Source organism: Streptomyces sp. NPDC056452 (assembly GCF_042796085.1).
In the GTDB taxonomy this organism is placed as follows: Bacteria; Actinomycetota; Actinomycetes; order Streptomycetales; family Streptomycetaceae; genus Streptomyces.
The window spans coordinates 54,017-74,730 of sequence record NZ_JBHTRI010000039.1 but is presented as its reverse complement, the minus strand read 5'-3'; the positions used below and the strand labels follow the sequence as shown (position 1 = coordinate 74,730).

At 69.8% G+C, this 20,714-nt stretch carries 21 protein-coding genes and 1 tRNA gene; 15 read left to right on the top strand and 7 right to left on the bottom strand.

Going from position 1 to position 20,714, the window contains the following annotated elements; all coding sequences use genetic code 11:
- Window positions 1–51: 51 nt before the first annotated feature.
- The gene (locus tag ACFQ6X_RS30495; RefSeq protein WP_351165615.1) at window positions 52–516 is read right to left on the bottom strand and encodes a GatB/YqeY domain-containing protein; all 465 of its coding nucleotides are present in this window, start codon (window positions 514–516) and stop codon (window positions 52–54) included.
- Between the two features lie 79 nt (window positions 517–595).
- Here ACFQ6X_RS30495 and ACFQ6X_RS30490 point away from each other — a divergent pair, with 79 nt between their 5' ends.
- The 7 genes from ACFQ6X_RS30490 to ACFQ6X_RS30460 all read left to right on the top strand — a co-directional run bounded on the left by ACFQ6X_RS30490 (window position 596) and on the right by ACFQ6X_RS30460 (window position 5,686).
- Window positions 596–1,534 carry a metallophosphoesterase gene (locus tag ACFQ6X_RS30490; RefSeq protein WP_383186166.1) on the top strand — a complete coding sequence of 313 codons (939 nt, stop codon included), beginning with the start codon at window positions 596–598 and terminating at the stop codon, window positions 1,532–1,534.
- Window positions 1,535–1,644: 110 nt separating this feature from the next.
- Window positions 1,645–1,718 (top strand) — tRNA-Pro (locus ACFQ6X_RS30485).
- A 393-nt stretch (window positions 1,719–2,111) separates the two neighbouring features.
- Window positions 2,112–2,273 carry a hypothetical protein gene (locus ACFQ6X_RS30480; RefSeq protein WP_383186164.1) on the top strand — a complete coding sequence of 54 codons (162 nt, stop codon included), beginning with the start codon at window positions 2,112–2,114 and terminating at the stop codon, window positions 2,271–2,273.
- Window positions 2,274–2,400: 127 nt separating this feature from the next.
- Complete coding sequence (locus ACFQ6X_RS30475; protein WP_383186162.1) at window positions 2,401–2,784, top strand: VOC family protein; 384 nt, start codon at window positions 2,401–2,403, stop codon at window positions 2,782–2,784.
- A 323-nt stretch (window positions 2,785–3,107) separates the two neighbouring features.
- Window positions 3,108–4,367 (top strand): LPXTG cell wall anchor domain-containing protein, encoded by a 1,260-nt coding sequence (locus ACFQ6X_RS30470; RefSeq protein WP_383186160.1) that lies wholly within the window; start codon window positions 3,108–3,110, stop codon window positions 4,365–4,367.
- A 180-nt stretch (window positions 4,368–4,547) separates the two neighbouring features.
- Complete coding sequence (pyrF, locus tag ACFQ6X_RS30465) at window positions 4,548–5,243, top strand: orotidine-5'-phosphate decarboxylase (RefSeq protein WP_383186158.1); 696 nt, start codon at window positions 4,548–4,550, stop codon at window positions 5,241–5,243.
- A gap of 71 nt (window positions 5,244–5,314) precedes the next feature.
- On the top strand, window positions 5,315–5,686 hold the full coding sequence (locus tag ACFQ6X_RS30460; protein ID WP_383186156.1) for a VOC family protein: 372 nt from the start codon (window positions 5,315–5,317) through the stop codon (window positions 5,684–5,686).
- A gap of 43 nt (window positions 5,687–5,729) precedes the next feature.
- Here the strand turns inward: ACFQ6X_RS30460 and ACFQ6X_RS30455 are convergent, their stop codons facing one another.
- A complete protein-coding gene (locus tag ACFQ6X_RS30455; RefSeq protein WP_383186154.1) occupies window positions 5,730–6,227 on the bottom strand; it encodes a hypothetical protein in 498 nt (165 codons plus the stop codon).
- 212 nt (window positions 6,228–6,439) lie between these two features.
- On the opposite strand from ACFQ6X_RS30455, the gene ACFQ6X_RS30450 reads away from it, so the two are divergent.
- Entirely contained in the window at window positions 6,440–7,288 is an 849-nt protein-coding gene (locus ACFQ6X_RS30450) for an NAD(P)H-binding protein (RefSeq protein WP_383186152.1), read from the top strand.
- 138 nt (window positions 7,289–7,426) lie between these two features.
- Here ACFQ6X_RS30450 and ACFQ6X_RS30445 read toward each other — a convergent pair whose 3' ends face one another.
- A complete protein-coding gene (locus tag ACFQ6X_RS30445) occupies window positions 7,427–7,987 on the bottom strand; it encodes an NAD(P)H-dependent oxidoreductase (protein ID WP_383186150.1) in 561 nt (186 codons plus the stop codon).
- A gap of 115 nt (window positions 7,988–8,102) precedes the next feature.
- Between ACFQ6X_RS30445 and ACFQ6X_RS30440 the strand changes: the two genes are divergently transcribed.
- Complete coding sequence (locus ACFQ6X_RS30440) at window positions 8,103–8,768, top strand: TetR/AcrR family transcriptional regulator (protein WP_383186148.1); 666 nt, start codon at window positions 8,103–8,105, stop codon at window positions 8,766–8,768.
- On the opposite strand, the gene ACFQ6X_RS30435 is transcribed toward ACFQ6X_RS30440, so the two are convergent.
- A complete protein-coding gene (locus tag ACFQ6X_RS30435; protein ID WP_383186146.1) occupies window positions 8,765–9,973 on the bottom strand; it encodes a damage-control phosphatase ARMT1 family protein in 1,209 nt (402 codons plus the stop codon). The genes ACFQ6X_RS30440 and ACFQ6X_RS30435 overlap by 4 nt on opposite strands.
- A 183-nt stretch (window positions 9,974–10,156) precedes the next feature.
- Between ACFQ6X_RS30435 and ACFQ6X_RS30430 the strand changes: the two genes are divergently transcribed.
- The 3 genes from ACFQ6X_RS30430 to ACFQ6X_RS30420 all read left to right on the top strand — a co-directional run bounded on the left by ACFQ6X_RS30430 (window position 10,157) and on the right by ACFQ6X_RS30420 (window position 14,176).
- Window positions 10,157–10,846: a hypothetical protein gene (locus ACFQ6X_RS30430; protein WP_383186144.1), complete on the top strand. Its 690-nt coding sequence runs from the start codon at window positions 10,157–10,159 to the stop codon at window positions 10,844–10,846.
- Between the two features lie 167 nt (window positions 10,847–11,013).
- Window positions 11,014–12,930 (top strand): molecular chaperone HtpG, encoded by a 1,917-nt coding sequence (gene htpG / locus ACFQ6X_RS30425; RefSeq protein ID WP_383186137.1) that lies wholly within the window; start codon window positions 11,014–11,016, stop codon window positions 12,928–12,930.
- Between the two features lie 451 nt (window positions 12,931–13,381).
- Complete coding sequence (locus tag ACFQ6X_RS30420) at window positions 13,382–14,176, top strand: SGNH/GDSL hydrolase family protein (protein ID WP_383186135.1); 795 nt, start codon at window positions 13,382–13,384, stop codon at window positions 14,174–14,176.
- Between the two features lie 92 nt (window positions 14,177–14,268).
- Here ACFQ6X_RS30420 and ACFQ6X_RS30415 read toward each other — a convergent pair whose 3' ends face one another.
- Window positions 14,269–15,723: an MFS transporter gene (locus ACFQ6X_RS30415; RefSeq protein WP_383186133.1), complete on the bottom strand. Its 1,455-nt coding sequence runs from the start codon at window positions 15,721–15,723 to the stop codon at window positions 14,269–14,271.
- Window positions 15,724–15,769: 46 nt separating this feature from the next.
- Between ACFQ6X_RS30415 and ACFQ6X_RS30410 the strand changes: the two genes are divergently transcribed.
- Window positions 15,770–16,333: a winged helix-turn-helix transcriptional regulator gene (locus ACFQ6X_RS30410; protein ID WP_383186131.1), complete on the top strand. Its 564-nt coding sequence runs from the start codon at window positions 15,770–15,772 to the stop codon at window positions 16,331–16,333.
- Window positions 16,334–16,371: 38 nt separating this feature from the next.
- Here the strand turns inward: ACFQ6X_RS30410 and ACFQ6X_RS30405 are convergent, their stop codons facing one another.
- Window positions 16,372–16,830 carry a nuclear transport factor 2 family protein gene (locus ACFQ6X_RS30405; protein WP_383186129.1) on the bottom strand — a complete coding sequence of 153 codons (459 nt, stop codon included), beginning with the start codon at window positions 16,828–16,830 and terminating at the stop codon, window positions 16,372–16,374.
- Between the two features lie 51 nt (window positions 16,831–16,881).
- Entirely contained in the window at window positions 16,882–17,718 is an 837-nt protein-coding gene (locus ACFQ6X_RS30400) for a class I SAM-dependent methyltransferase (protein WP_383186127.1), read from the bottom strand.
- Window positions 17,719–17,808: 90 nt separating this feature from the next.
- Between ACFQ6X_RS30400 and ACFQ6X_RS30395 the strand changes: the two genes are divergently transcribed.
- Both ACFQ6X_RS30395 and ACFQ6X_RS30390 read left to right on the top strand, forming a co-directional pair.
- Window positions 17,809–19,623 (top strand): S9 family peptidase, encoded by a 1,815-nt coding sequence (locus ACFQ6X_RS30395; protein WP_383186125.1) that lies wholly within the window; start codon window positions 17,809–17,811, stop codon window positions 19,621–19,623.
- A gap of 235 nt (window positions 19,624–19,858) precedes the next feature.
- The gene (locus tag ACFQ6X_RS30390; protein WP_383186123.1) at window positions 19,859–20,638 is read left to right on the top strand and encodes an SURF1 family protein; all 780 of its coding nucleotides are present in this window, start codon (window positions 19,859–19,861) and stop codon (window positions 20,636–20,638) included.
- The last annotated feature ends 76 nt before the right edge of the window (window positions 20,639–20,714 follow it).

Genomic DNA, 20,714 nt, shown 5'->3' with positions numbered 1-20,714 from the left:
CCCCGGACCGGGGAGCGCCCTCCTTCGTACTTTGTACGCCTCGCCGGCTTCTCAGCCCGCGAGGAGCTTCTTCACCGTGGCGGCGACCCGGCCGCCCTCGGCGAGACCCGTCACCTTCGGGTTCACGATCTTCATGACGGCACCCATCGCGCGCGGCCCCTCGGCGCCGGCAGCCTTCGCCTCCTCGACCGCGGCGGCGACGATGCCCGTCAGCTCCTCGTCCGTGAGCTGCTTGGGGAGGTACGCGTCGAGCAGCTCGCCCTCCGCCTTCTCCCGCTCGGCCGACTCGGTCCGGCCGCCCTGTGCGAAGGCCTCGGCCGCCTCGCGGCGCTTCTTCGCCTCCTTGGCGATCACCTTCTGCACCTCGTCGTCGGAGAGCTCGCGCGACGTCTTGCCGCTGACCTCTTCCTTGGTGATCGCGGTGAGGGTGAGCCGGAGGGTGGACGAGGTGAGCTCGTCACGCGCCTTCATGGCCGTGGTGAGGTCTTCCTTGAGCTTGGACTTGAGCGTGGTCATGCGGCGATTGTGACAGGTACGGGGCACCTGCCGCCCGCCGGTTTTCCTCTCGCCGCACCGTGTCTGCGACGATGGGCACATGCGCGCACGCTACGGAGTACCCCTGAAAGTCACGGCAGTCGGCGCAGCGGTCGGTGCTGCCGGCCTCGTGTACGCCGCCGGATTCGAGGCCCGCTCGTTCCGCCTGCGACGGATCGCGATCCCCGTACTCCCGCAAGGAGCACGCCCGTTGCGCGTACTCCAGGTCTCCGACATCCACATGGTGAGCGGCCAGCGCAAGAAGCGCGCCTGGCTGCAGTCACTGGCAGGCCTGCGCCCGGACTTCGTGGTGAACACCGGTGACAACCTCTCCGACCCGGAGGCGGTACCCGAGGTGCTCGACGCCCTCGGTCCGCTGATGGAGTTCCCCGGCGTGTACGTCTTCGGCTCGAACGACTACTACGGCCCCAAGCTCCGCAACCCGGCCCTCTACCTCCTGGAGAAGATGCAGGGCAAGCACGGCCTCAACGGAAACGCCCCGGCGGTCGGCGTCGTCCACAACCCGTGGGAGCCGATGCGGGACGCCTTCGACGCGGCGGGCTGGCAGAACCTGTCCAACACCCGAGGACACCTCAAGCTGGACGGCCTCGAGCTCGGGTTCACCGGCCTGGACGACCCGCACATCAGGCGCGACCGCTACGCCGAGGTCTCCGGCGGCCCCGAAACGGGCGCCGACCTCTCGATCGGCGTGGTCCATGCCCCGTACCTGCGCTCCCTGGACGCCTTCACCGCGGACGGCTACCCCCTGATCCTGGCGGGCCACACCCACGGGGGACAGCTCTGCATCCCCTTCTACGGTGCCCTGGTCACCAACTGCGACCTGGACACGGACCGGGTGAAGGGCCTCTCCAGCCACACGGTCGGCGACCAGCGCGCCTACCTCCACGTATCGGCCGGCTGCGGCACGAACCGCTACACCCCGGTCCGCTTCGCCTGCCCGCCGGAAGCGACCCTGCTGACACTGACGCCCCGCGACTGAACGTGACCGGGTACTCACGGCGCCCCTGTGCCGACCGAGACAAAACCGGATTTCGCCTCCGGGCACCGGTGGGCTAAAGTAATCGATGTCGCCGGGCAACCGGTGGGCATCGGGGTGTAGCGCAGCTTGGCAGCGCGCTTCGTTCGGGACGAAGAGGTCGTGGGTTCAAATCCCGCCACCCCGACAGCTGAAACACCAGGTGAGGCGCCTAGGAGCATTCCTAGGCGCCTCACCTGTTTTCGTGTGCGTAACTATCTGCGCGACTACGGTTACGGATCGCCCTGCCGCTCCCCGGCCACTGTTCCCCTCCGGATCACCGGGCCGATCCGCTCCCGGCGGACCTCCTCGATGACGGCGGTCCGGTGACCGCACGCCCGTCGTCAGGTACGGCCCGAAGCGAGGCCTGCCTGTTTCCTGCGATCGGTGGCACCTGCATTCTTGGACCCAGCCCCGAGGTCTCGAACGCCGCAGGTCAGCCCTCATCCGCGTACGAGGTCTTCCTGTATGGAGCCCACCCTCCGCGTGACCGCGCCCCAGGGATAGCCTGCTCGCCCGCTCGAAGGTCATGGGAGGCCCTGTGCTCGAGGTCGCCTTCCTGGTGCGGGGCCCGCTGTACCTGTACTGCCTCTTGGTGTTCGTCTGGGAACTGGACCGCCAGACCCGCGGACGGGACCCGAGGAAGCCCTGGCTCCTCTCCGCGGTGGCAGCGATCGCCCTTGCCGAACTGCTCGAAGGCTGAGTTCTCCACCGCACGGCAACGGCACCGCACTTGTGCGCGGCGGACCGGAGCCCGCGACGAAAGCGCTGGTGCCGTCCCGCTACAACTTGGTAGCGGACCGAGCGGTGCTTCAGGCAGGCTCTCGTGCATGGTCTCGGTATTGCAGAACGTAGCGATCGACTGTGCGGATGCCTATGCGCTGGCGCGGTTCTGGAGTGGGGTGCTCGGCTCTCCGCTGCATGAGGACGACAAGCCGGGCTCTCCGGAGACCGAGGTGATGCTGCCCGAGGGCCCGCTGCTGCATTTCAACCAGGTGCCGGAACCGAAGACGATCAAGAACAGGTTCCACCTGTGCCTGCGCCCTGAGACCACGCGCGAGGAGGAGGTCGAGCGGCTGCTGAAGCTCGGGGCCACCCTCGTCGACGATCGCCGGGAACCCGATGGCGCCGGCTGGGCCGTCCTCGCGGATCCCGAGGGCAACGAGTTCTGTGTTCTGCGCAGTGAGGCCGACCGCGCAGCGATGTCCTCCTGACGCTCACACACGCAACAGCGGGATGCTCCGCAGCAGTTGGCGTTGACTGCGGCGACGAGGGCGGTCGCTTCGTAGCGTCAGGGAGGGCGCGGGACGACGCGTCCAGGGCCATGTGGCGTTCCTCACAGCGAAAGCGCACGCAGTGAAAGCAACTGCACCCTTTCGTCATTTCTGTCTGTCCCGGTGCTGCGGCACCGGCCGGAACGGGTGAAGAAATCGTGATGAGTGATCGTTGTCGCGGCCATACGATCACCTCAAGTCGCATCTGCGTGTCCCATTCCGCTGCGACCCCTTCTTTCTTTTTCGGACCCCGAAGGGCTCTTGTGAAGATTCGCCGGATTCTTGCCACAGCCGTTGCCGCCGCAGTGACCACCCCTGCCCTCCTGCTGTCGGTCACCCCCGCATTCGCCGACGACAAGCCGGCTTCGCAGACGCAGGAGAAGCCGTCCATCGCGGAGCTGGAGAAGGCCGCGGAAGCCGCGCAAGCGGTGTACGACGCCGCCGTACTGGCCGAGAAGGCCGCCCTCGCGGCTCTGAAAGCGTTCGAGCTCGATACCCACCCCCTGACCGCGGCGGTCGCGGCAGCCAAGACCGCCGCGGCCTCGGCCACTACGGCCAAGGCCGAGGCGGACCAAGCGGTCATCGACGCCCAGGCTGCGGTCGATGCCCTTCCGGAGACGGCCACCGAGGAGGAGAAGACCGCCGCGGCGACGACTCTCACCGAGGCGGAAACCGCCGCCGTGACCGCCGCCGATGCCAAGGCCGCCGCCGATGCAGAGGTCGTGGAAGCCGACGAGGCGCGAGACGACGCGCGGGTCGCCGCGGCCAGGGCGATCGGCGAGGCGCAGAAGGCCACCGAGCAGGCGCTCGCCGACAAGAACGCCGCCGACGAGGCGCTGGCCAAGGCGAAGGAAGAGGAGGGCGAGGAGGGCGAGGGCTGCGTCCCCGAGGCCAAGCTCACCACGGTCGTCACGGGTCTGCCGTCCACAGTCGTCGCAGGCACGAAGGTCAACTTCAATCTCCGGGTGACCAACGGCTCCGACAAGACGATGGACGAGGTGCTTCCCTTCGCCTACGTCCACGCGACCGACCAGAGCGGCTTCAACGACATCGACGACCTGGTGCACCTGCAGTGGTCGTCCACCTCCTCCTCGAAGTGGGAGACCGTCGACAACGAGCACTACATGGACGCCATCAGCCCGCTGAAGGCCGGCGCCCACGCCGACGTGAAGATGCGCCTGACGATCGACGCCTCGGCCCCCGCGGGCAACGGTGTCACCTTCGTCGCCGGTGACTACTTCAACGACAACGGCACCTGCGGCGGGACCCCGGACCTCGAGGGCTACGAGTTCCTGATCGCCGCCGCCGGCACCAAGCCCGGCAAGGTCGACGACGCCAAGCCGGCGACCACCCCGAACCTGACCCCGCAGAGTGGCGCGTCGGCCACTCCCGTGGGTGGCAGCCTCGCCGCCACGGGCTCGTCCGGGACGTCGCAGCTCGCCCTCGCGAGCGGCGCGGCCATGGCGATCGGCGCGGGCGCGGTGTTCGTCGTACGCCGCCGCAAGGCCGGCTCGCACGTCTGACGCATGAGCCGGGGTGCCGGCCAGGCATCCCGGCCCACACGCTGACCGCCCGACGGGCCCGACACCGAACGGTGTCGGGCCCGTCGTTGTGACACGGGAGTTGGGAGCGCACGGCACGAAAGGGTCCGTAGCAGGCAAGGCCCTCTCCGCGACCCGCATGCCCCGTACGAGAATGGCGCCGTGAAGTCACCCGGTCGGATCATCGTTGCCCTGGATCTCGACAGTCGCCGAGCGGCTGAAGCGGTCGTCGACCGACTCGGCGACGAGTGCCGCTTCTACAAGGTCGGGCTGGAGCTGCTCACGGCGGCGGGCCCCGACCTCGTCAGGCAACTCGTCGCGCAGGGCCATGAGGTGTTCCTGGACCTGAAGCTCTTCGAGATCCCGAACTCCGTTGCCGGAGCGGTCCGTGCCGCAGGCGCACTCGGTGCGTCGATGGTGACGGTCCACAGCATGGGCGGCACCGGCATCATGGCCGCTGCGGTCGCCGCGGCCCGCGACTTTCCCCGCCTGCGTGTCCTGGCTCTGACCGTCGTCACCAGCATGACCGGCACCGACCTCGCCGACATCGGGATCGACAACTCGGCCGGGGAGCAGGTGCTGCGCCTGGCAGGGCTGGCGCAGAAGGCCGGATGCCACGGTGTGATCGCATCGCCGCAGGAGACCGCGCAGTTGCGCGGCCTGTTGGGCCCCGACTCCCTGATCGTGACTCCAGGAGTCACGCTGCCCGGTGAGTCCCGAGCCGACCACGCCCGCCCCGGTACACCGCGTGCTGCCAGCGCCGCCGGCGCCTCGCACATCGTCGTGGGGCGGTCGGTCACACGAGCGGCAGACCCCGGAGCAGCGCTCCGACTCGTCCGCGCCGACGCGGAGCCGTAACCCCAAGCACCGTCGGTCCGGGCGCCGTTCATGGGGACCTGCCGGGCCCGTCACGGGGCACACTGGCCGACATGCCTCTCTCGCTGCATCACATCGTCATCGACGCCCACGACCTGCCCGCCCTGGCCCGGTTCTGGGCCGAGGCGCTGGGCTGGCGCATCCTGTCCGAGCGTGAGCGGGAGGTCGTGATCGGACCGGACGAGTCCGCCCCGGTGGGCATCTGCTTCATGCCGGTGACGGACCGCAAGGTCGTCAAGAACCGTCTGCACCTGGATCTGACCAGCGGTGCGAAGGACCGGGAGGCGGAGATCGAGCGCGTCCTGGCACTCGGCGCGCGCAGGGTGGACGTCGGGCAGAGCGGCAAGGAGTCGTGGACCGTACTGGCCGATCCGGAAGGGAACGAGTTCTGCGTCGTCCGTCCGAAGGAGACCCTCATCGGCTAGACCCTGGGGACGTAACCGGCGAAGCCTGCCGCCGGATTGCGCGTCAGCCGCGCTCCTCCGGTGCGGCGCACACCAGCACGATCAGCCCCGCGATCCCTCCCGCCAGCCAGCTCGCCAGCATCGCGACCGGGTGGCCGGCCCAGAGTGCGACCAGGAAGCCGACGAAGGCGAACGTGATCACCGCGGCCGCTGCGCGCCGGGGTGCAGGACCGTCTGCCCACGCAGTGCGGAGCATGCCGGAGCGCCGCCAGAGCGACCACAGTCCGAGGGCGCCGGTGACGGCCGTCGCCGCAATGAACGGCATGGGCTGCTGGGGCAAGCGGTCGGTGCCGAACTGCCCGCTGCTCAGGTCGTACAGTCCGTTGAGCAGGACAGCGGGCCCGGCCAGGGCGAACGCGCCCGCCACGATCCGAACGAAGCGGACACCGGTGTACGGGGTCCGCCAGGACGCCTGGTGAATGCGGTGCGCCGCCCCCCTGAAGTCCGTCGCGACGACCCAGCCGAAGCCGGTGGCCCACAACCCCCATACCAATGAGAACAAGCCGCTTCCCCCCACGGTCCCTGCCATTCCGACGCCCCCTGTCTGCCGTGAACTTCCCCCGAGGGCGCAAGGTACGGGGGGTCGAGCAGGTGCCGTCATGCCGGATTCCGGCAGTCTCAGGACGTGTTGACTGCGGGGTGGAAGTCACCGCCCTGTACACGGCCGCCGGCCTGCGGACAGAACCTGACCTAATGCCCTCCTAGGGTCGGGCCATGACACAGACGCAGAAGATTCTTGTCACCGGCGCCACCGGAACTGTCGGCCGCCAGGTCGTCGCCGAACTGGTCTCCCGCGGCCACGCGGTCCGTGCCCTCACCCGGGACACGTCGAAGGCCGCCTTCCCGGCGGGCGTCGAGGTCGTTCAGGGCGACCTGACCGAACCCGACAGTCTGATCCCGGCCCTGGAGGGCGTCACCGGCCTTCACCTGATCACCTTCGGCGCCCATTTCGCTCCGCTGGAGACAGGCCCGCGGATCATGGAGCTGGCGCGCGCGGCAGGCGTGCGTCGGGTCACGGTGCTGCACGGTGGCGGGTCGTCTCCGCTGGAGGACGCCGTGCGTGCCGAGGACGGTGTGGAGTGGACCGTGCTCATGCCGGTCGAGTTCATGGCCAACGCCCTGGAGTGGGCAGGCGGGATCGCGGCCACGGGCGAGGTTCGCGAACCGTTCGTGTCCCGGCTCAGCGCGATGGTCCACGAGGGCGACATCGGCGCCGTCGCCGCGGTCGCCCTCACGGAGGAGGGGCACGGGGGCCAGGAGTACGTGCTCACCGGCCCCGAGCTGCTGACCGTCGGCGACAAGGCGGCGTCGATCGCCGCGGCCTGCGGCAGGGAGATCGACCTGGTGGAGCTGACCGAGGAGGAGGCTGTCGCGCAATGGCGGGCGGCGCACATGCCGGAAGGAGTGATCGACTTCCTGCTCGAGGCGTACGGGAACACCCCGGAGGTGGGCCGTACCGTCGTCGACACCGTCGAGAAGATCACCGGACGACCGGCCCGCACGTTCACCCAGTGGGCCGCGGAGCACGTGGAGGCCTTCACGGCGCAGCCCGTCGCGTCGTAGCCCGGCACGCCGCACGACAGCGGGCCGCCGGGCACCGCACAGCTGCGCCGCCCGGCGCGAAGCGCGGGCGGCGCAGTGAGGTGTTGTGTACGAACGGCGGCGCGGCATCCTCGGCGTGCCGCCGTCGGGTGAGCTGCGTCAGGCAGCCGCGGCGGCGGTCTGCGCGGTCACCTGGCGGATGACCTCGGTCAGCGAGGTGACGACCTCGGCGTCGTCGGCCGGGTGGATCTCGGCGAAGCGGGTCACGGAGCCGGCGATGGACAGCTTGGCGTCCTCGAGGACGGCGCCGCCCGCGATGCCGACTGCCTTGCGGGCATCGTCCTGGGCCCAGACGCCGCCGAACTGGCCGAAGGCGGTGCCGACCACGGCGGCCGGCTTGCCGGTCAGGGCGCCCGCACCGTACGGGCGCGACAGCCAGTCGATCGCGTTCTTCAGCACGGCCGGCATGGTGCCGTTGTACTCCGGCGAGAACAGCAGGAAGGCGTCGGCCTGGCCGGCTGCCTCACGCAGTCGGGCGGCAGCGGCGGGGACGCTGCCCTCGACGTCGATGTCCTCGTTGTAGAAGGGCACCTCGGCGAGGCCCTCGAACAGCTCGACGTCGGTGCCCGTGGGCGCGTGCTTGGCGGCGGCCTCGGCGAGCTGACGGTTGTGGGAGCCGGCGCGGAGGCTGCCGACGAGGGCGAGGATGCGTACAGACATGGGGAACTCCTGGGAAAGGGAGACTGCGGAAGCAAGCGGACCACGGTCCGTTTAAAGTTGTACCACCTAAACGGACCACGGTCCACTTTTTCTTCCCTGGCGTTACGCTGAAGCCATGACCGGTCCCGTCCCTCCGCCCTCCAGGCCGCCCGAGCCCGGCGAGGAGCGGACACATCTCCCGCTCGCGCCGGCCGGTGAGCCGCCGGAGCAGCTGCGGGCGGACGCGGCGCGCAATCGCACGCGTCTGCTGGACGCGGCCTCCCGCCTGCTGACCGGGTGCGGCGCGGCGGACCTCACCATGGAATCGGTGGCCAACGCCGCGGGAGTGGGCAAGGGCACCGTGTTCCGGCGCTTCGGCGACCGCACCGGCCTCCTCCTCGCGCTCCTCGACCATCGGGAGGGGCTGCTCCAGGCCGCCTTCCTCTCAGGACCGCCGCCCATGGGCCCGGGTGCCCCCGCAGCGGAGCGGCTGCACGCCTTCGGCCCCGCCGTCATGCGCCACGAACGAGGTCACCACGAGCTGATCCTGGCCTCCCGCACCGATCCGCTGCGCGCGTACGCCGTCCCGGCCAACCGTCTGCGGCTGAGCCATATCACCATGCTGTTGCGCCAGTTGGACGTCGTCGGCAACCCGGAACTGCTCGCACACACCCTGCTGGGATCGGTCGACACCGCCCTCGTCCACCATCTGACCCTCGAACGCGGCTTCACGCTCGATCAGTTGGAGCAGGGCTGGCACGACCTCGTGACCCGCCTCGTGGAGAATCCGCAGCAGCCCTAGGATCCGTCCTCGCCGCGCGCCTGGATCAGGGCGTGCGTGCCACTGGTGCGCCAGGCCCCGCCCGATGCGTCGAGCGAGCTCAGCGTCCGCGGCTCCAGCCCGACGATGACGTCGGACTTCAACGTACGCAGCGCGGCCACGGGCCCGGGGAAGTACGCCGTACGGTCCGCGAAGGGCGTCGTCGGGTCCCACAGCCGGTCGCCCACGAGGCGGCGGTAGTTGAGGTCGCCCTTCAGGATCGTGAGCGCACCGGCCGACCATTCCTTCCGCAGGTCGGCGGGCATCTCCTCGTACGGCAGCGGCGCGCAGAAGAACGCATGGGCACGTACCTCCAGGCGCCCCTCCCCCATCGCCTCCCAGAGGCGCCGGCCGATCCCGCCCGCAGCACCGGGTGCCCGGACGAGGCGGCGCAGGGAATCGACGACGTCGGCGGTCGTCGCGTCGGAGACGTAGTACGGCCCTGGCTTCACGTGCAGCACGGCACGCTCCGCACGACCTTGCTGCAGCAAGTGGTCGATCAGGATCAGGTCGGGGATCAGCTCCCGGCCGGCGTTGTCCGCCACCACGGAGACAGTCGTCGGCGCCCCCACAGGAAGCAGCGACCACAGCAGGGCGCTGTCGTCGGCGACCAGCCCGGGGTCCGCGTCTCCCAGGGGCTGGTCGGCCGCAACCCGGAAACCGAGATCGGCGCGGTTGCCCCAGAGGGAGGCGTGCAGCAGAGCCGTCGCCCGCTCGTCGGCCGGGGCGTCGGCGAGCCGGTCCAGGGAACGGAGCTCGTCGTCGACCGCGCTGCCGTTCAGTTCGGCCAGCTTGAAGGGCGCGAAGGGGTCGATGCCCTGCCACGGCCCTTCCTCGACGTACTCGATGGCCGCGAGGAGCCTGCGGTAGAAATAGCTCTCGGCCCAGAGGAACGGGGCGTCGAACCATGACCGCCCGAAGTGCTCGCGCCCCCAGGCCTGCCAGATTCCGTGGTCCGGGGCCGCGGGGTCGAGGGGCTCCACGACCCCGTGCGTGATCTCGTCCAGCAGCGCATCGAGCGCCCGGTGCTGCCGGGGACCGTACGGAAAGGCCTCGCGCACCTGCTGGATCAGCGCCGGATGGCGCTCGGCCAGCACGCCCCGGGCGAACGAACCGGGCTCGTTGCCGAGGATCACCGGTGCGCCGGAATCTCCTGCCGTCACTGAAGCCGCTCGCGTATCGCCCATGCGCAACAGTCTGCCGGGTCACGGGGCGGGTCGGCCGGACAGGGAGGGTCGGCCGTACGGGGAGAGTCGCCCCATAGTCGGATACCCACGCCCCCTAGGGGGTGAAGGTATCCGGCAACCCGTGCCACACTTCCAGCGATACCCAAGGGGGCTTGGGGCATCAACTATCAGGGGGCTGGTTCGATGATCCACATCACGTTGGGCGACATGAAGTCCGTCGAGCCCGAGGACGACTTCCTCGGACGCTCGGTCATCGGCTGGAGTCCCGGCATGACCGACGATCAGCTGTACGAGGCCGGGCGCGGCTGCTGGGTCCTCGGCGCCCGCGCCGACCGCGAGCACTACGCGCTGCTCAGCGCCCACGGCATCGTCCGCCAGGCCATCCGGATCGAGGGAATCACGCCGGCCGGACCCTCACGCCGAGCCATCGAGGGGACTGTCCTCAAGGCGGGCGAGGACCCCGTGTACGACGCCTTCGTCGGGAAACCGTCCCCCGTCGAGGGGGCCCGCAACCCCATCACGTACTTCGACTCCCCCCACGGCGCCCGCACATGCGCCTGCGGCTGCGACGAACGCGTTGCCCTCGGGCACTTCCTGCCCGGGCACGACCAGATCGCCCTCCACAAGCGCGTCGCCCTGATCGGCACGGTCTACGAGTTCATCAACTGGTTCGACGAGACCCACCGCGGGCTCGTCGACGAGGACGTCTACGTCACGGCCTCGGGCGACAAGTGGCACCTCAAGGAGGACTGCCCCGGCATCAAGGCCGGACAGAGGACGGCCGGCATCGACCACCACGTCGAGGCGATCAGCCGCGCCAAGGCGGCAGCGCGCGGCAAGAGGCCGTGCGGCAACTGCGCCACCGGCCCGTGAGTCCCATCGCCCCCTGTGGGCACGCTGCTTGACGCAGCGGGCCGGGCGCGTCCACCCCGGCGCCCGGCCCGCCGGACGCATCCGGGAACCGGCACATGCGTACCGCGGGGGCTGGTTACGATATGTCTCGGCTCAGATGACTTACCCCAGAAAGGGAACCTGCACCCATGCCGGCCGAGACATTCGAGTTCCAGGTAGAAGCGCGTCAGCTCCTGCAGATGATGATCCATTCGATCTACTCGAACAAGGACGTCTTCCTGCGGGAGCTCATTTCCAATTCCTCGGACGCACTCGACAAGCTGCGCCTTGAAACTCTCCGTGACGACACCATCAAGGCGGACTCTTCCGACCTCCATATCTCCGTCGAGGCAGATAAGGAGCAGCGCACACTGACCGTGCGCGACAACGGAATCGGGATGTCGCACGACGAGGTCGTGCAGTTGATCGGAACGATCGCGAACTCCGGAACGGCGAAATTCCTGCAGGAATTGAAGGAAGCCAAGGACTCCGCAACGTCCGAGGAACTCATCGGGCAGTTCGGTGTCGGTTTCTATTCGAGCTTCATGGTGGCCGACGAGGTCACGCTCCTCACCCGGCGCGCCGGCGAGAGCCAGGGCACGCGCTGGACGTCCAGCGGCGAGGGCACGTACACCGTCGAGTCCGTCGACGACGCCCCGCAGGGCACCGCGGTCACTCTGCGGCTCAAGCCCGAGGACACCGAGGACCAGCTCTTCGACTACACGTCCCCCTGGAAGCTCAGGGAGATCGTCAAGCGGTACTCGGACTTCATCACCTGGCCCATCCGCATGGCCGCCGCGACGGCGGGCGAGGACGGGGCGGAGCCCGAGACCGAGACGGTCAACTCGATGAAGGCGCTGTGGGCCCGGTCGAAGAACTCCGTGACCGATGAGGAGTACAGCGAGCTGTACAAGCACATCAGCCACGACTGGACCGACCCGCTCGAGACGATCCGCATGCAGGCGGAAGGCACTTTCGAATATCAGGCCCTGCTTTTCCTTCCGTCCCACGCACCGCAGGACCTGTTCATGCAGGGACACAAGCGCGGGGTTCAGCTCTACGTCAAGCGCGTATTCATCATGGATGACTGCGAAGCGCTCATGCCGACGTATCTCCGCTTCGTGAAGGGCGTTGTCGACGCGCAGGACCTCTCACTCAACGTGTCGCGCGAAATCCTTCAGCAGGACCGCCAGATCGAGCTGATGCGCCGCCGGCTGGTCAAGAAGGTGCTCTCGACGGTGAAGGACATGATGTCCGCCGCCCCGGAGAAGTACGGGACGCTCTGGAAGGAATTCGGTCGGGTCCTCAAGGAAGGCCTGCTCCAGGACTTCGAGAACCAGGACACGATCCTGGAGATCTCCTCGTTCGCCTCGACCCAGGACGAGGAGGGGCTGACCACGCTGCGCTCGTACGTGGAGCGCATGAAGGAGGGTCAGGAGCAGATCTTCTACATGACGGGCGAGTCACGCGCGGCCATGGAGAGCTCGCCCCACATGGAGGCCTTCCGCGCCAAGGGCTTCGAGGTCCTCCTCCTCACGGATCCGGTCGACGAGGTCTGGGTCCAGTCCGTGCCGGAGTTCGACGGCAAGCAGCTGCAGTCGATCGCCAAGGGCGAGGTCGACCTCGACACCGACGAGGAGAAGAAGCAGGTCGAGGCCGAGCGCGAGAGGCAGCAGCAGGACTACGCCGGTCTCCTGACCTGGATGACCGAGCAGCTGGGCGAGAACGTGAAGGAGGTCCGGCTCTCCTCGCGGCTCACCGTCTCCCCGGCCTGCATCGTCTCGGACACGCACGATGCCACCCCCGCCCTGGAGAACATGTACCGCGCCATGGGACAGGAGGTACCGCGCACCAAGCGGATCCTCGAACTCAACCCCTCGCACCCGCTGATCAGCGGACTGAGGAAGGCGCACGCCGGACAGGGGGACGGTGCGGAGGCCGGTACGGAGCTGGCCGAGGCGGCCGAGCTCGTCCACGGGCTCGCCCTCCTGTCGGACGGTGGCGAACTGAGCGATCCTTCGCGCTTCAGCAGGCTGATGGCGGACCGGTTGGAACGCACACTGTAATCAGACCCGCACACACGAACCGCGGCCGCCAGGTGCTCCTGGCGGCCGCGGTCGTGTGTGCGGGCGGGACCGCAGTCGCGTGCGGGCGGGACGGCAGTTCGCGTTCGGGGCGGGTCGGCAGTCGACTTCCGGGGTGGGTCGGCAGTCGAGTTCCGGGGACGGCAGTTGTGAAGGCGGACTCCCGCGGCGTACGGGCGACGGACGGCCGCGAACTCACCTCTCGTGGTGACGCAGAGGAGTCACGGGCACGGCGCAGATGATCCACAACTTCACCCATTTGAGGGCCAGTTGAAGGTTTATCTACGCGCGGAGCATCGACTCCCGAACGATCATTCGGGCATATCAGACGACTTCCTGCAGCGCCATTACCGGCGGGTACCGGGAGCTGCTACAAACATGCTCGCCCCACGAACTCCCCACCCATCCCCCACACTTCGAAGGGCTGGCAGTCATGTCAGTACGAACCTTCTGGGCCGCCGCATCCACCCTCGCCATCGCCACCGTGGCCGCACTCGGCATGGCACAACCGGCGTCCGCCGCCGCCGACAACTACGTAGCTCTCGGTGACTCCTACTCCTCAGGTGTAGGCGCCGGGAACTACACCTCGGAAAGCGGCGGGTGCATGCGCAGCACCAACGCCTACCCGTCCCTCTGGGCAGCCGCGAACGCCCCGTCGTCGTTCAAGTTCGTCGCCTGCTCGGGCGCGACGACTGGTTCCGTCTCCAGCGGTCAGCTGAGCGCGCTGAGTTCATCGACCACGCTGGTCAGCGTGACGGCCGGCGGCAATGACGTCGGGTTCGCGGACGTCATGCAGACCTGTGTCCTGCAGAGCGAGGCCACGTGTGTGAGCCGCGTGAACACGGCGGTCTCACAGATGGAGAACTCGCTGCCGACGAGCCTCGACTCGCTCTACGGAAACATTCGTTCAAGGGCACCGCAGGCGCATGTGGTCGTGCTCGGGTACCCGCGCTTCTACAAGCTCTCGGGCAGCTGCATCGCCGGGCTCACGGAGACCGAGCGCGGGGCGATCAACAACGCGTCCAACGTCCTGAACGGAGTGCTCGCCAAGCGGGCGGCGGACGCCGGGTTCACCTTCTCCAGCGTGGTGGACGAGTTCACGGGACACGAGCTCTGCTCGGGTGACGCCTGGATCCACAGCGTGTCGATTCCGATCTCCAACTCCTACCACCCCAAGGCGATCGGGCAGTCGAACGGGTACCTGCCCGCCTTCCGTTCTGTGGCGTAACGCGCGTAGAAACCCCTCAGGCAGGCGGCGGGCACCACCGGGTCGGTCCGTCCCGGTGGTGCCCGTCGCACCGCTGTCGGGTGAGGAAGGGCTCAGGTGCGTCGGGCTTCCCGTGCGGGGCGGGGCAGCGTCAGTGCCGCGACGGCTGCGAGTACGGCCGTGGCGACCGCCACCCACCAGCCCTGGCGGAACCCGTCGAGGGCCGCTTCGGAGGCGGCAGGAGTACCGAGCAGCGTGACCATCAGGGCTACACCCAGGACGGCACCGGTCTGGCGGGCCATGGTGGTGACGGCCAAGCCGGTGGCGAAGCGGGTGGGCGGCAGGGCTGCGGCCGCGGCACCGACCAGGGTGGGGAGCGCGAAGCCGACCCCGATGCCGGTGATCAGCATGCCGGGGAGGAAACCGGTTGCGTACTGGGGATCGGTGCCGAGCGCCGTGGCCCACCAGGCAAGTCCCGCCCCGAACAACAGGCAGCCGAAAGCTGCCGTCCGGCCGGCGCCCAGGCGGCGTACGACGGGTCCTGACGTGACGGCGAGCAGCGGAACGACCAAGGGCCCGGGGGCGATCGCCAGGCCCGTACGGATCGCCGAGTACCCCCACACCTGCTGACACCAGAGCACCGAGGTGAGCAGCATCGCCGCGAAGGCGACCGTGAAGAGCAGGGCCGCGAGCGTGGCGGCGGCGAAGGCGGGGGTACGCAGCAGGGGAAGTTCGATCACCGGAGCCGCGTGCCGGGCGGAGCGCAGCAGAAACGCCGCGGCGAGGACGACCGTCACGAGGAGTGCGGCGAGGACTCCGGGCGAACTCCAGCCCCAGGCATCCGCCTTGACCAGTCCGAGCGCCAGGGCGCCGATCGCGAGGGTGAGGAGCGCAGCGCCCGCGAGGTCCGGGAGGCGGCCCTCACGGTCCGGACGGGTGTCGGGCAGCAGCCTGGCTCCGGCGACCAGGCCGACCGCACCGACCGGCACGTTGACCAGGAACACCCAGCGCCAGTCGGCCTCGACGAGCAGCCCGCCGAGGACCGGGCCGAGGCCGGCGGCTATCCCGCCGATCGCCGCCCAGCCGCGAATGGCCTGCGGGCGGCGCTCCGGCGGGGTGCCGACGAGAAGCAGGGCGAGCGACGTCGGCATCAGGGCCGCGGCACCGGCGGCCTGGAGGACGCGGGCAGCTACCAGCCAGCCGACGTCGGGCGCGAGGGCACAGAGGGCGGAAGCGACCGTGAAGACCGCCAGGCCCAGCAGAAAGCCACGGCGGTGGCCGTACCGGTCGGCCAGCCGGCCCGCGACGACGAGCAGGGCGGCGAAGACGATCGCGTACGCGTTCAGTACCCACGAGAGCGAGGAGAGCGAACTGCCTTCGAAGGAGTCGCCCAGCGCGGGGACCGCGACGTTGACGATGAACAGATCGAGGTTCACGACGAAGACTCCGGCCGAGACGATCCAGACGGAGCCGCGAGAAGCGCGCGAGGCAATGGGTGCGAGGGATGCGGGGCCCTGGTGCGCCGGGGGGTGCGGGGAAGCAGGTGGGTTTGATTTTCCAACTGTCATGACGGCAAGCTAGCGCCAGTGAGTTTGAGATGGCAACCTAGTAGGGATGAGTGCCTCGGAAAGTCCTGCCGCCAACCACCCGGCCGACCTTGCTGCAGCCCGCCCGGCCGCGCCCCGCCCTGCCGCCGCGCTGCCCGGGCGGCCCTGTTCCGCCGCCGCCACGCTCCAGGTGGTGGGCGAGAAATGGGCACTGCTCGCGGTGCGCGAGATCTTCTTCGGCAACCACCGGTTCGAGGCGATCGCCCGCAACACCGGTGCGCCCCGCGACCGGCTCGCCGCCAGGCTGCGCACGCTGGAGGAGGCGGGGGTGATCGAGCGGCGGCCCTACAACGAGCGCCCGCCGCGCTACGAGTACCACCTCACGCCATCCGGCCGGGATCTCGCTCCGGTGATCCGGGCCCTGCTGGACTGGGGCGACCGCTGGGTCAACGAGGAGCCGCCGGTGGTCATGGTCCACGATCCCCGCACGGCGAACACCGAGGAGTCCGCGCACGACCTCGATGCCGCATGGGTCTGCCGCACCTGTGGCGAGGAGGTCGCCGTGAACACCCTCACCGTGGACGTCCGCGCCCCCGGCTGGGACCGGGCGGGCCCGGTCGCGGCGCCGTAAGCAGGCGCGGTTCGGCCGACAGGAGGGGCGGGGGTGGTTCAGTACCGCTCGACGAGGTGCTCCCGGCCCGCCGGGGGCTCGTAGGGCTCGGGCCAGAAGTCCGTGACCGCGGTGATCAGCCCCTGGGTGTCGAACGTGAAGAAGTGGATGGCGTGCATCCGGTCGGGGCCATCCGTGACCAGTGTCCGGGCGGCGGCCTGCAGCCCCTCCCCGTCGGCCACGATCCGCTCGATCCGGACGTGCCAGTCCCCCGGAAAGTCCCGGTTGAACGCGACGTACCGCTCCTTGCCGAGGATCCGCTCGCGGCTCTGCGGCAGGTCGTAGACCACGTCGTCGGCGAGCGTCGCGGCGAAGGCGTCCCAGTCGCGGGCGTCGGCCGCGGCCCAGTACGCCTCCACCGCGCCCCGCACCTCGGCCGTACCGACAGAACTGCCGGAGCTGATTCCGGGCCCGTCCGCCGCGCCCGCCCTGTCCGTCGTGTCAGCCGTCTCAGTCATGGGAACGAGTGTGACCCATGCCACTGACAATCGGCCGCACGTCCGGCCCGGTCAGCCGCTGACCGGGCGCGATGCCTTGAGCGAGTACATCATCGGGATGCGCGGACGGTCCGCCGCGAATCGGTAGTAGCCGTCCGCGTGCCGCTTCAGCGCCGGGTAGCGCGCGAAGAGCGAGGCGTCGTGCTCGTGCAGGAAATCGATCCGCAGCCCGGCCGCCGCCAGCGCCGAAACCACCTCGCCGACCGGGTGCTGCCATTCGACGCTGCGGTTGTGGACGGTCTCGGCGTCGAAGTCGGCGTACGTGCCCGGCGTCTCGTCCACCCAGGGATCACGGCTGAAGTAGTCGTACGTGATCGTCGAGCCGGTCTCGTCGTCGAGGCAGTCGGTCAGAGGGTGGAACTCGGCGAGGTAGAGAAAACCGCCCGGGGCGACCAGCGAGGCGGCGATCTCCGCCCACCGGTCCACGTCCGGCAGCCAGTTCAGCGCACCGAGCCCGGTGTAGACGATGTCGTACGAGGAATCGGGAACGGCCTGCGCCGCGTCGTACACATCGGCGGCCACGAACGCCGCTCGCTCCGGCGGCAGTCCCAGCGAACGGGCCAGCCCGCGGGCCGTCTCGACGGCGGGTTCGGAGAAGTCGAGCCCGACGACGTGCGCGGCGCCGTGACGGGCCCAGGAGAGGGTGTCGAGTCCGATGTGGCACTGCAGATGCAGCAGCGTCCGGCCCGTGACATCTCCGACCTCGGCGAGCTCGAAGTCACGCAGGGCGTCCTTGCCCGCACGGAAGGCATCGAGGTCGTAGAAGTCGCCGGCGGCGTGAATGGCCACGCGTTCGTCCCAGCGCGCACGGTTCGCTTCGTGCCAGTCGTCAGGCGTCGGTGCATACATGCCGGGAAAGTTACCCACAGGCTGGGGGTGCGTGCGAACAGTTATCCACAGGCCGCCCGGCTCCGCAGCCGAATCGGGTTGGATGGGGTCATGAGCGACACACAGAACGACCCGTCCGTACCTGAGTGGGAGCAGCGTTTCCGCGCTGCCCGCGTGTCCCTGCCCGACTGGGCGGAGGACGCTCCCGACCGCTCGCTCTTCGTCTCCAACGCGACCGGCACGTACGAGCTGTACGCATGGGACCGGGCGACCGGGGAGCAGCGCCAGGTGACGGACCGGCCCAACGGGACGACCGACGGCGTGCTGACGCCGGACGGCGAGGCCGTCTGGTGGTTCGCCGACACCGACGGCGACGAGTTCGGCGTGTGGATGCGGCAGCCCTTCGGCGGCGGCGCGGACGAGCCGGCCGCACCCGGCCTGGAGCCCTCCTACCCGGCCGGTCTCGCGATCGGACGGGACGGGACGGCGGTGGTCGGCCGGTCCACGGACGAGGACGGCACGACCGTCCACCTCGTGCGACCCGGGTCCGAGCCGGCCGTGATCTACCGGCACCGGGAGTCCGCCGGGGTCGGGGACCTGTCGCACGACGGCAGCCTGATCGCCCTCGAGCACACCGAGCACGGGGACGCGATGCACTCCGCGCTGCGGGTCGTGCGGCCGGACGGTTCGACGGTCGCCGAGCTGGACGACACCGAGGGCGGCACGAAGGAGCTCGGCCTGTCGGTGCTGGGCTTCGCCCCCGTGGCGGGTGACACCCGGCTGCTCGTCGGTCATCAGCGCCGCGGCCGCTGGGAGCCGATGATCTGGGATCCGGTGGCCGGGACGGAGACGGATCTCCCGGTCGATCTGCCCGGCGACGTGGGTGCCGAGTGGTATCCGGACGGATCCGCGCTGCTGATCGAGCACGGCTTCGAGGCGCGCAGCGAGCTGTGGAGGTACGAGCCGGGCGCGAAGGGCCCGGTCCGCGTCGAGACCCCCGCCGGCACGGTGTCGGGCGCCACGGCCCGCCCCGACGGCACGGTGGAGTATCTGTGGTCGTCGGCCGCGCAGCCGCCCGCCGTACGGGCCACGACGGGCGCGGTCGTCCTCGATCCGCCCGGCGCTAAGGCTCCGGCTTCCGTGCCCGTGCAGGACGCCTGGGTGGACGGGCCCGGAGGCCGCATCCATGCCCTGGTGCAGACGCCCGCCACCGGTGACGGACCGTTCCCCACCATCTTCGAGATACACGGCGGGCCCACCTGGCACGACAGCGACGCGTTCGCGTCCGGTCCGGCCGCCTGGGTGGACCACGGTTTCGCCGTCGTGCGGGTCAACTACCGCGGGTCGACCGGTTACGGGCGCGCCTGGACGGACGCGCTCAAACACCGGGTCGGACTGATCGAGCTGGAGGACATCGCGGCGGTCCGGGACTGGGCGGTGAAGTCTGGGCTCGCGGACCCGGCGCGGCTGGTCCTCGCCGGCGGCTCGTGGGGCGGCTATCTGACCCTGCTCGGGCTCGGCACGCAGCCGGACTCCTGGGCGCTGGGGCTGGCGGCGGTCCCGGTCGCCGACTACGTCACCGCGTACCACGACGAGATGGAGGCCCTGAAGGCGATGGACCGCACGCTGCTGGGCGGGACACCGGAGGAAGTACCGGAGCGTTTCGAGGCGTCGTCCCCGCTGACGTACGTGGATGCCGTGCGTGCGCCGGTCTACATCTCGGCGGGGGTCAACGACCCGCGCTGCCCGATCCGCCAGGTGGAGAACTACGTGGACCGCCTCGCCGCGCGCGGTGCCGTCCACGAGGTGTACCGGTACGACGCGGGGCACGGCTCGCTCGTCGTGGAGGAGCGGATCAAGCAGGTCCGGCTGGAGCTCGATTTCGCGCTGAGGCATCTGGGGCAGGCAGCCGGGACGGACAGCTGAAGCGAACGGGAGAGACGGGTATCGCAGACAGGCAACGCAGACGGGCAACGCGGACAGCCAACGCGGACAGTCCCCGCGGACAGTCAACCCGGCCGGTCAACCCGGACGGGCAGCTGAGACGGGCAGCCGGGTGGACGCCCGGGACGGGCAACTGGCCGGTCCGGCAGGGGTAAGGAGCGAATAAATGGGGCACCCCGCTCCGGGCGCCCGGAGCGGGGAACCGTACCGTGGAGGGGTGTACCGGTTCCTGCTGACCCCGCGATGGTGGGGGATCAACCTCTTCGTCGTGCTGGCCATCCCGTTCTGCGTGTTCATGGGCACCTGGCAGCTCGGCCGCTTCGAGGACCGCGTGCAGTCGCACGAGGAGGCCGAGAAGCAGCCCGATCCGGGCACCCGGACCGCGAAGCCGCTCGCCGAGCTGCTGCCCGTGGACCAGAAGACCTCCGGCCGGCCCGCCGTCACGACCGGGACGTACGCCGACCAGTTCCTGGTCCCCGGGCGCAAGCTCGACGACCGCGACGGCTTCTACGTGCTGAATCTGCTGCGTACCGACAGCGGCAAGGCCCTCCCGGTCGTACGGGGCTGGCTGCCCGGCACCGCGGGTCGCGCGGACGTGCCCGCGGCTCCGGCCGGTGAGGTCACCGTGACCGGCGATCTGCAGGCTTCCGAGAACACGGGCAGCGACGGCGTCAGCACCAGGGGCGGGCTCCCCGAGGGACAGCTCGGCATGATCAGCGCCGCGTCCCTGGTGAACCTCGTCCCGTACGACGTGTACGACGCCTGGGTGACCCTGACGGAGCCCGAGGCGGGTGGCTCGGGCGGTTCGATGAAGCCCGTGCCCGCCGCGGCTGCACAGGGCAGCGGGCTCGACCTGAAGGCCTTCCAGAACCTCGGCTACACCGGCGAGTGGTTCGTCTTCGGCGGCTTCGTCCTGTTCATGTGGTTCAGGCTGCTGCGCCGCGAGGCGGAGGCCGCACGCGACGTGGAGCTGGGACTCGCGGCCGACGCCGACTGAGGCGTACGGGCACAGGAGGTACGCGAGAGGCCGAAGCACGCGAGAGGCCCGCCGGATCCTGTCCGGCGGGCCTCTC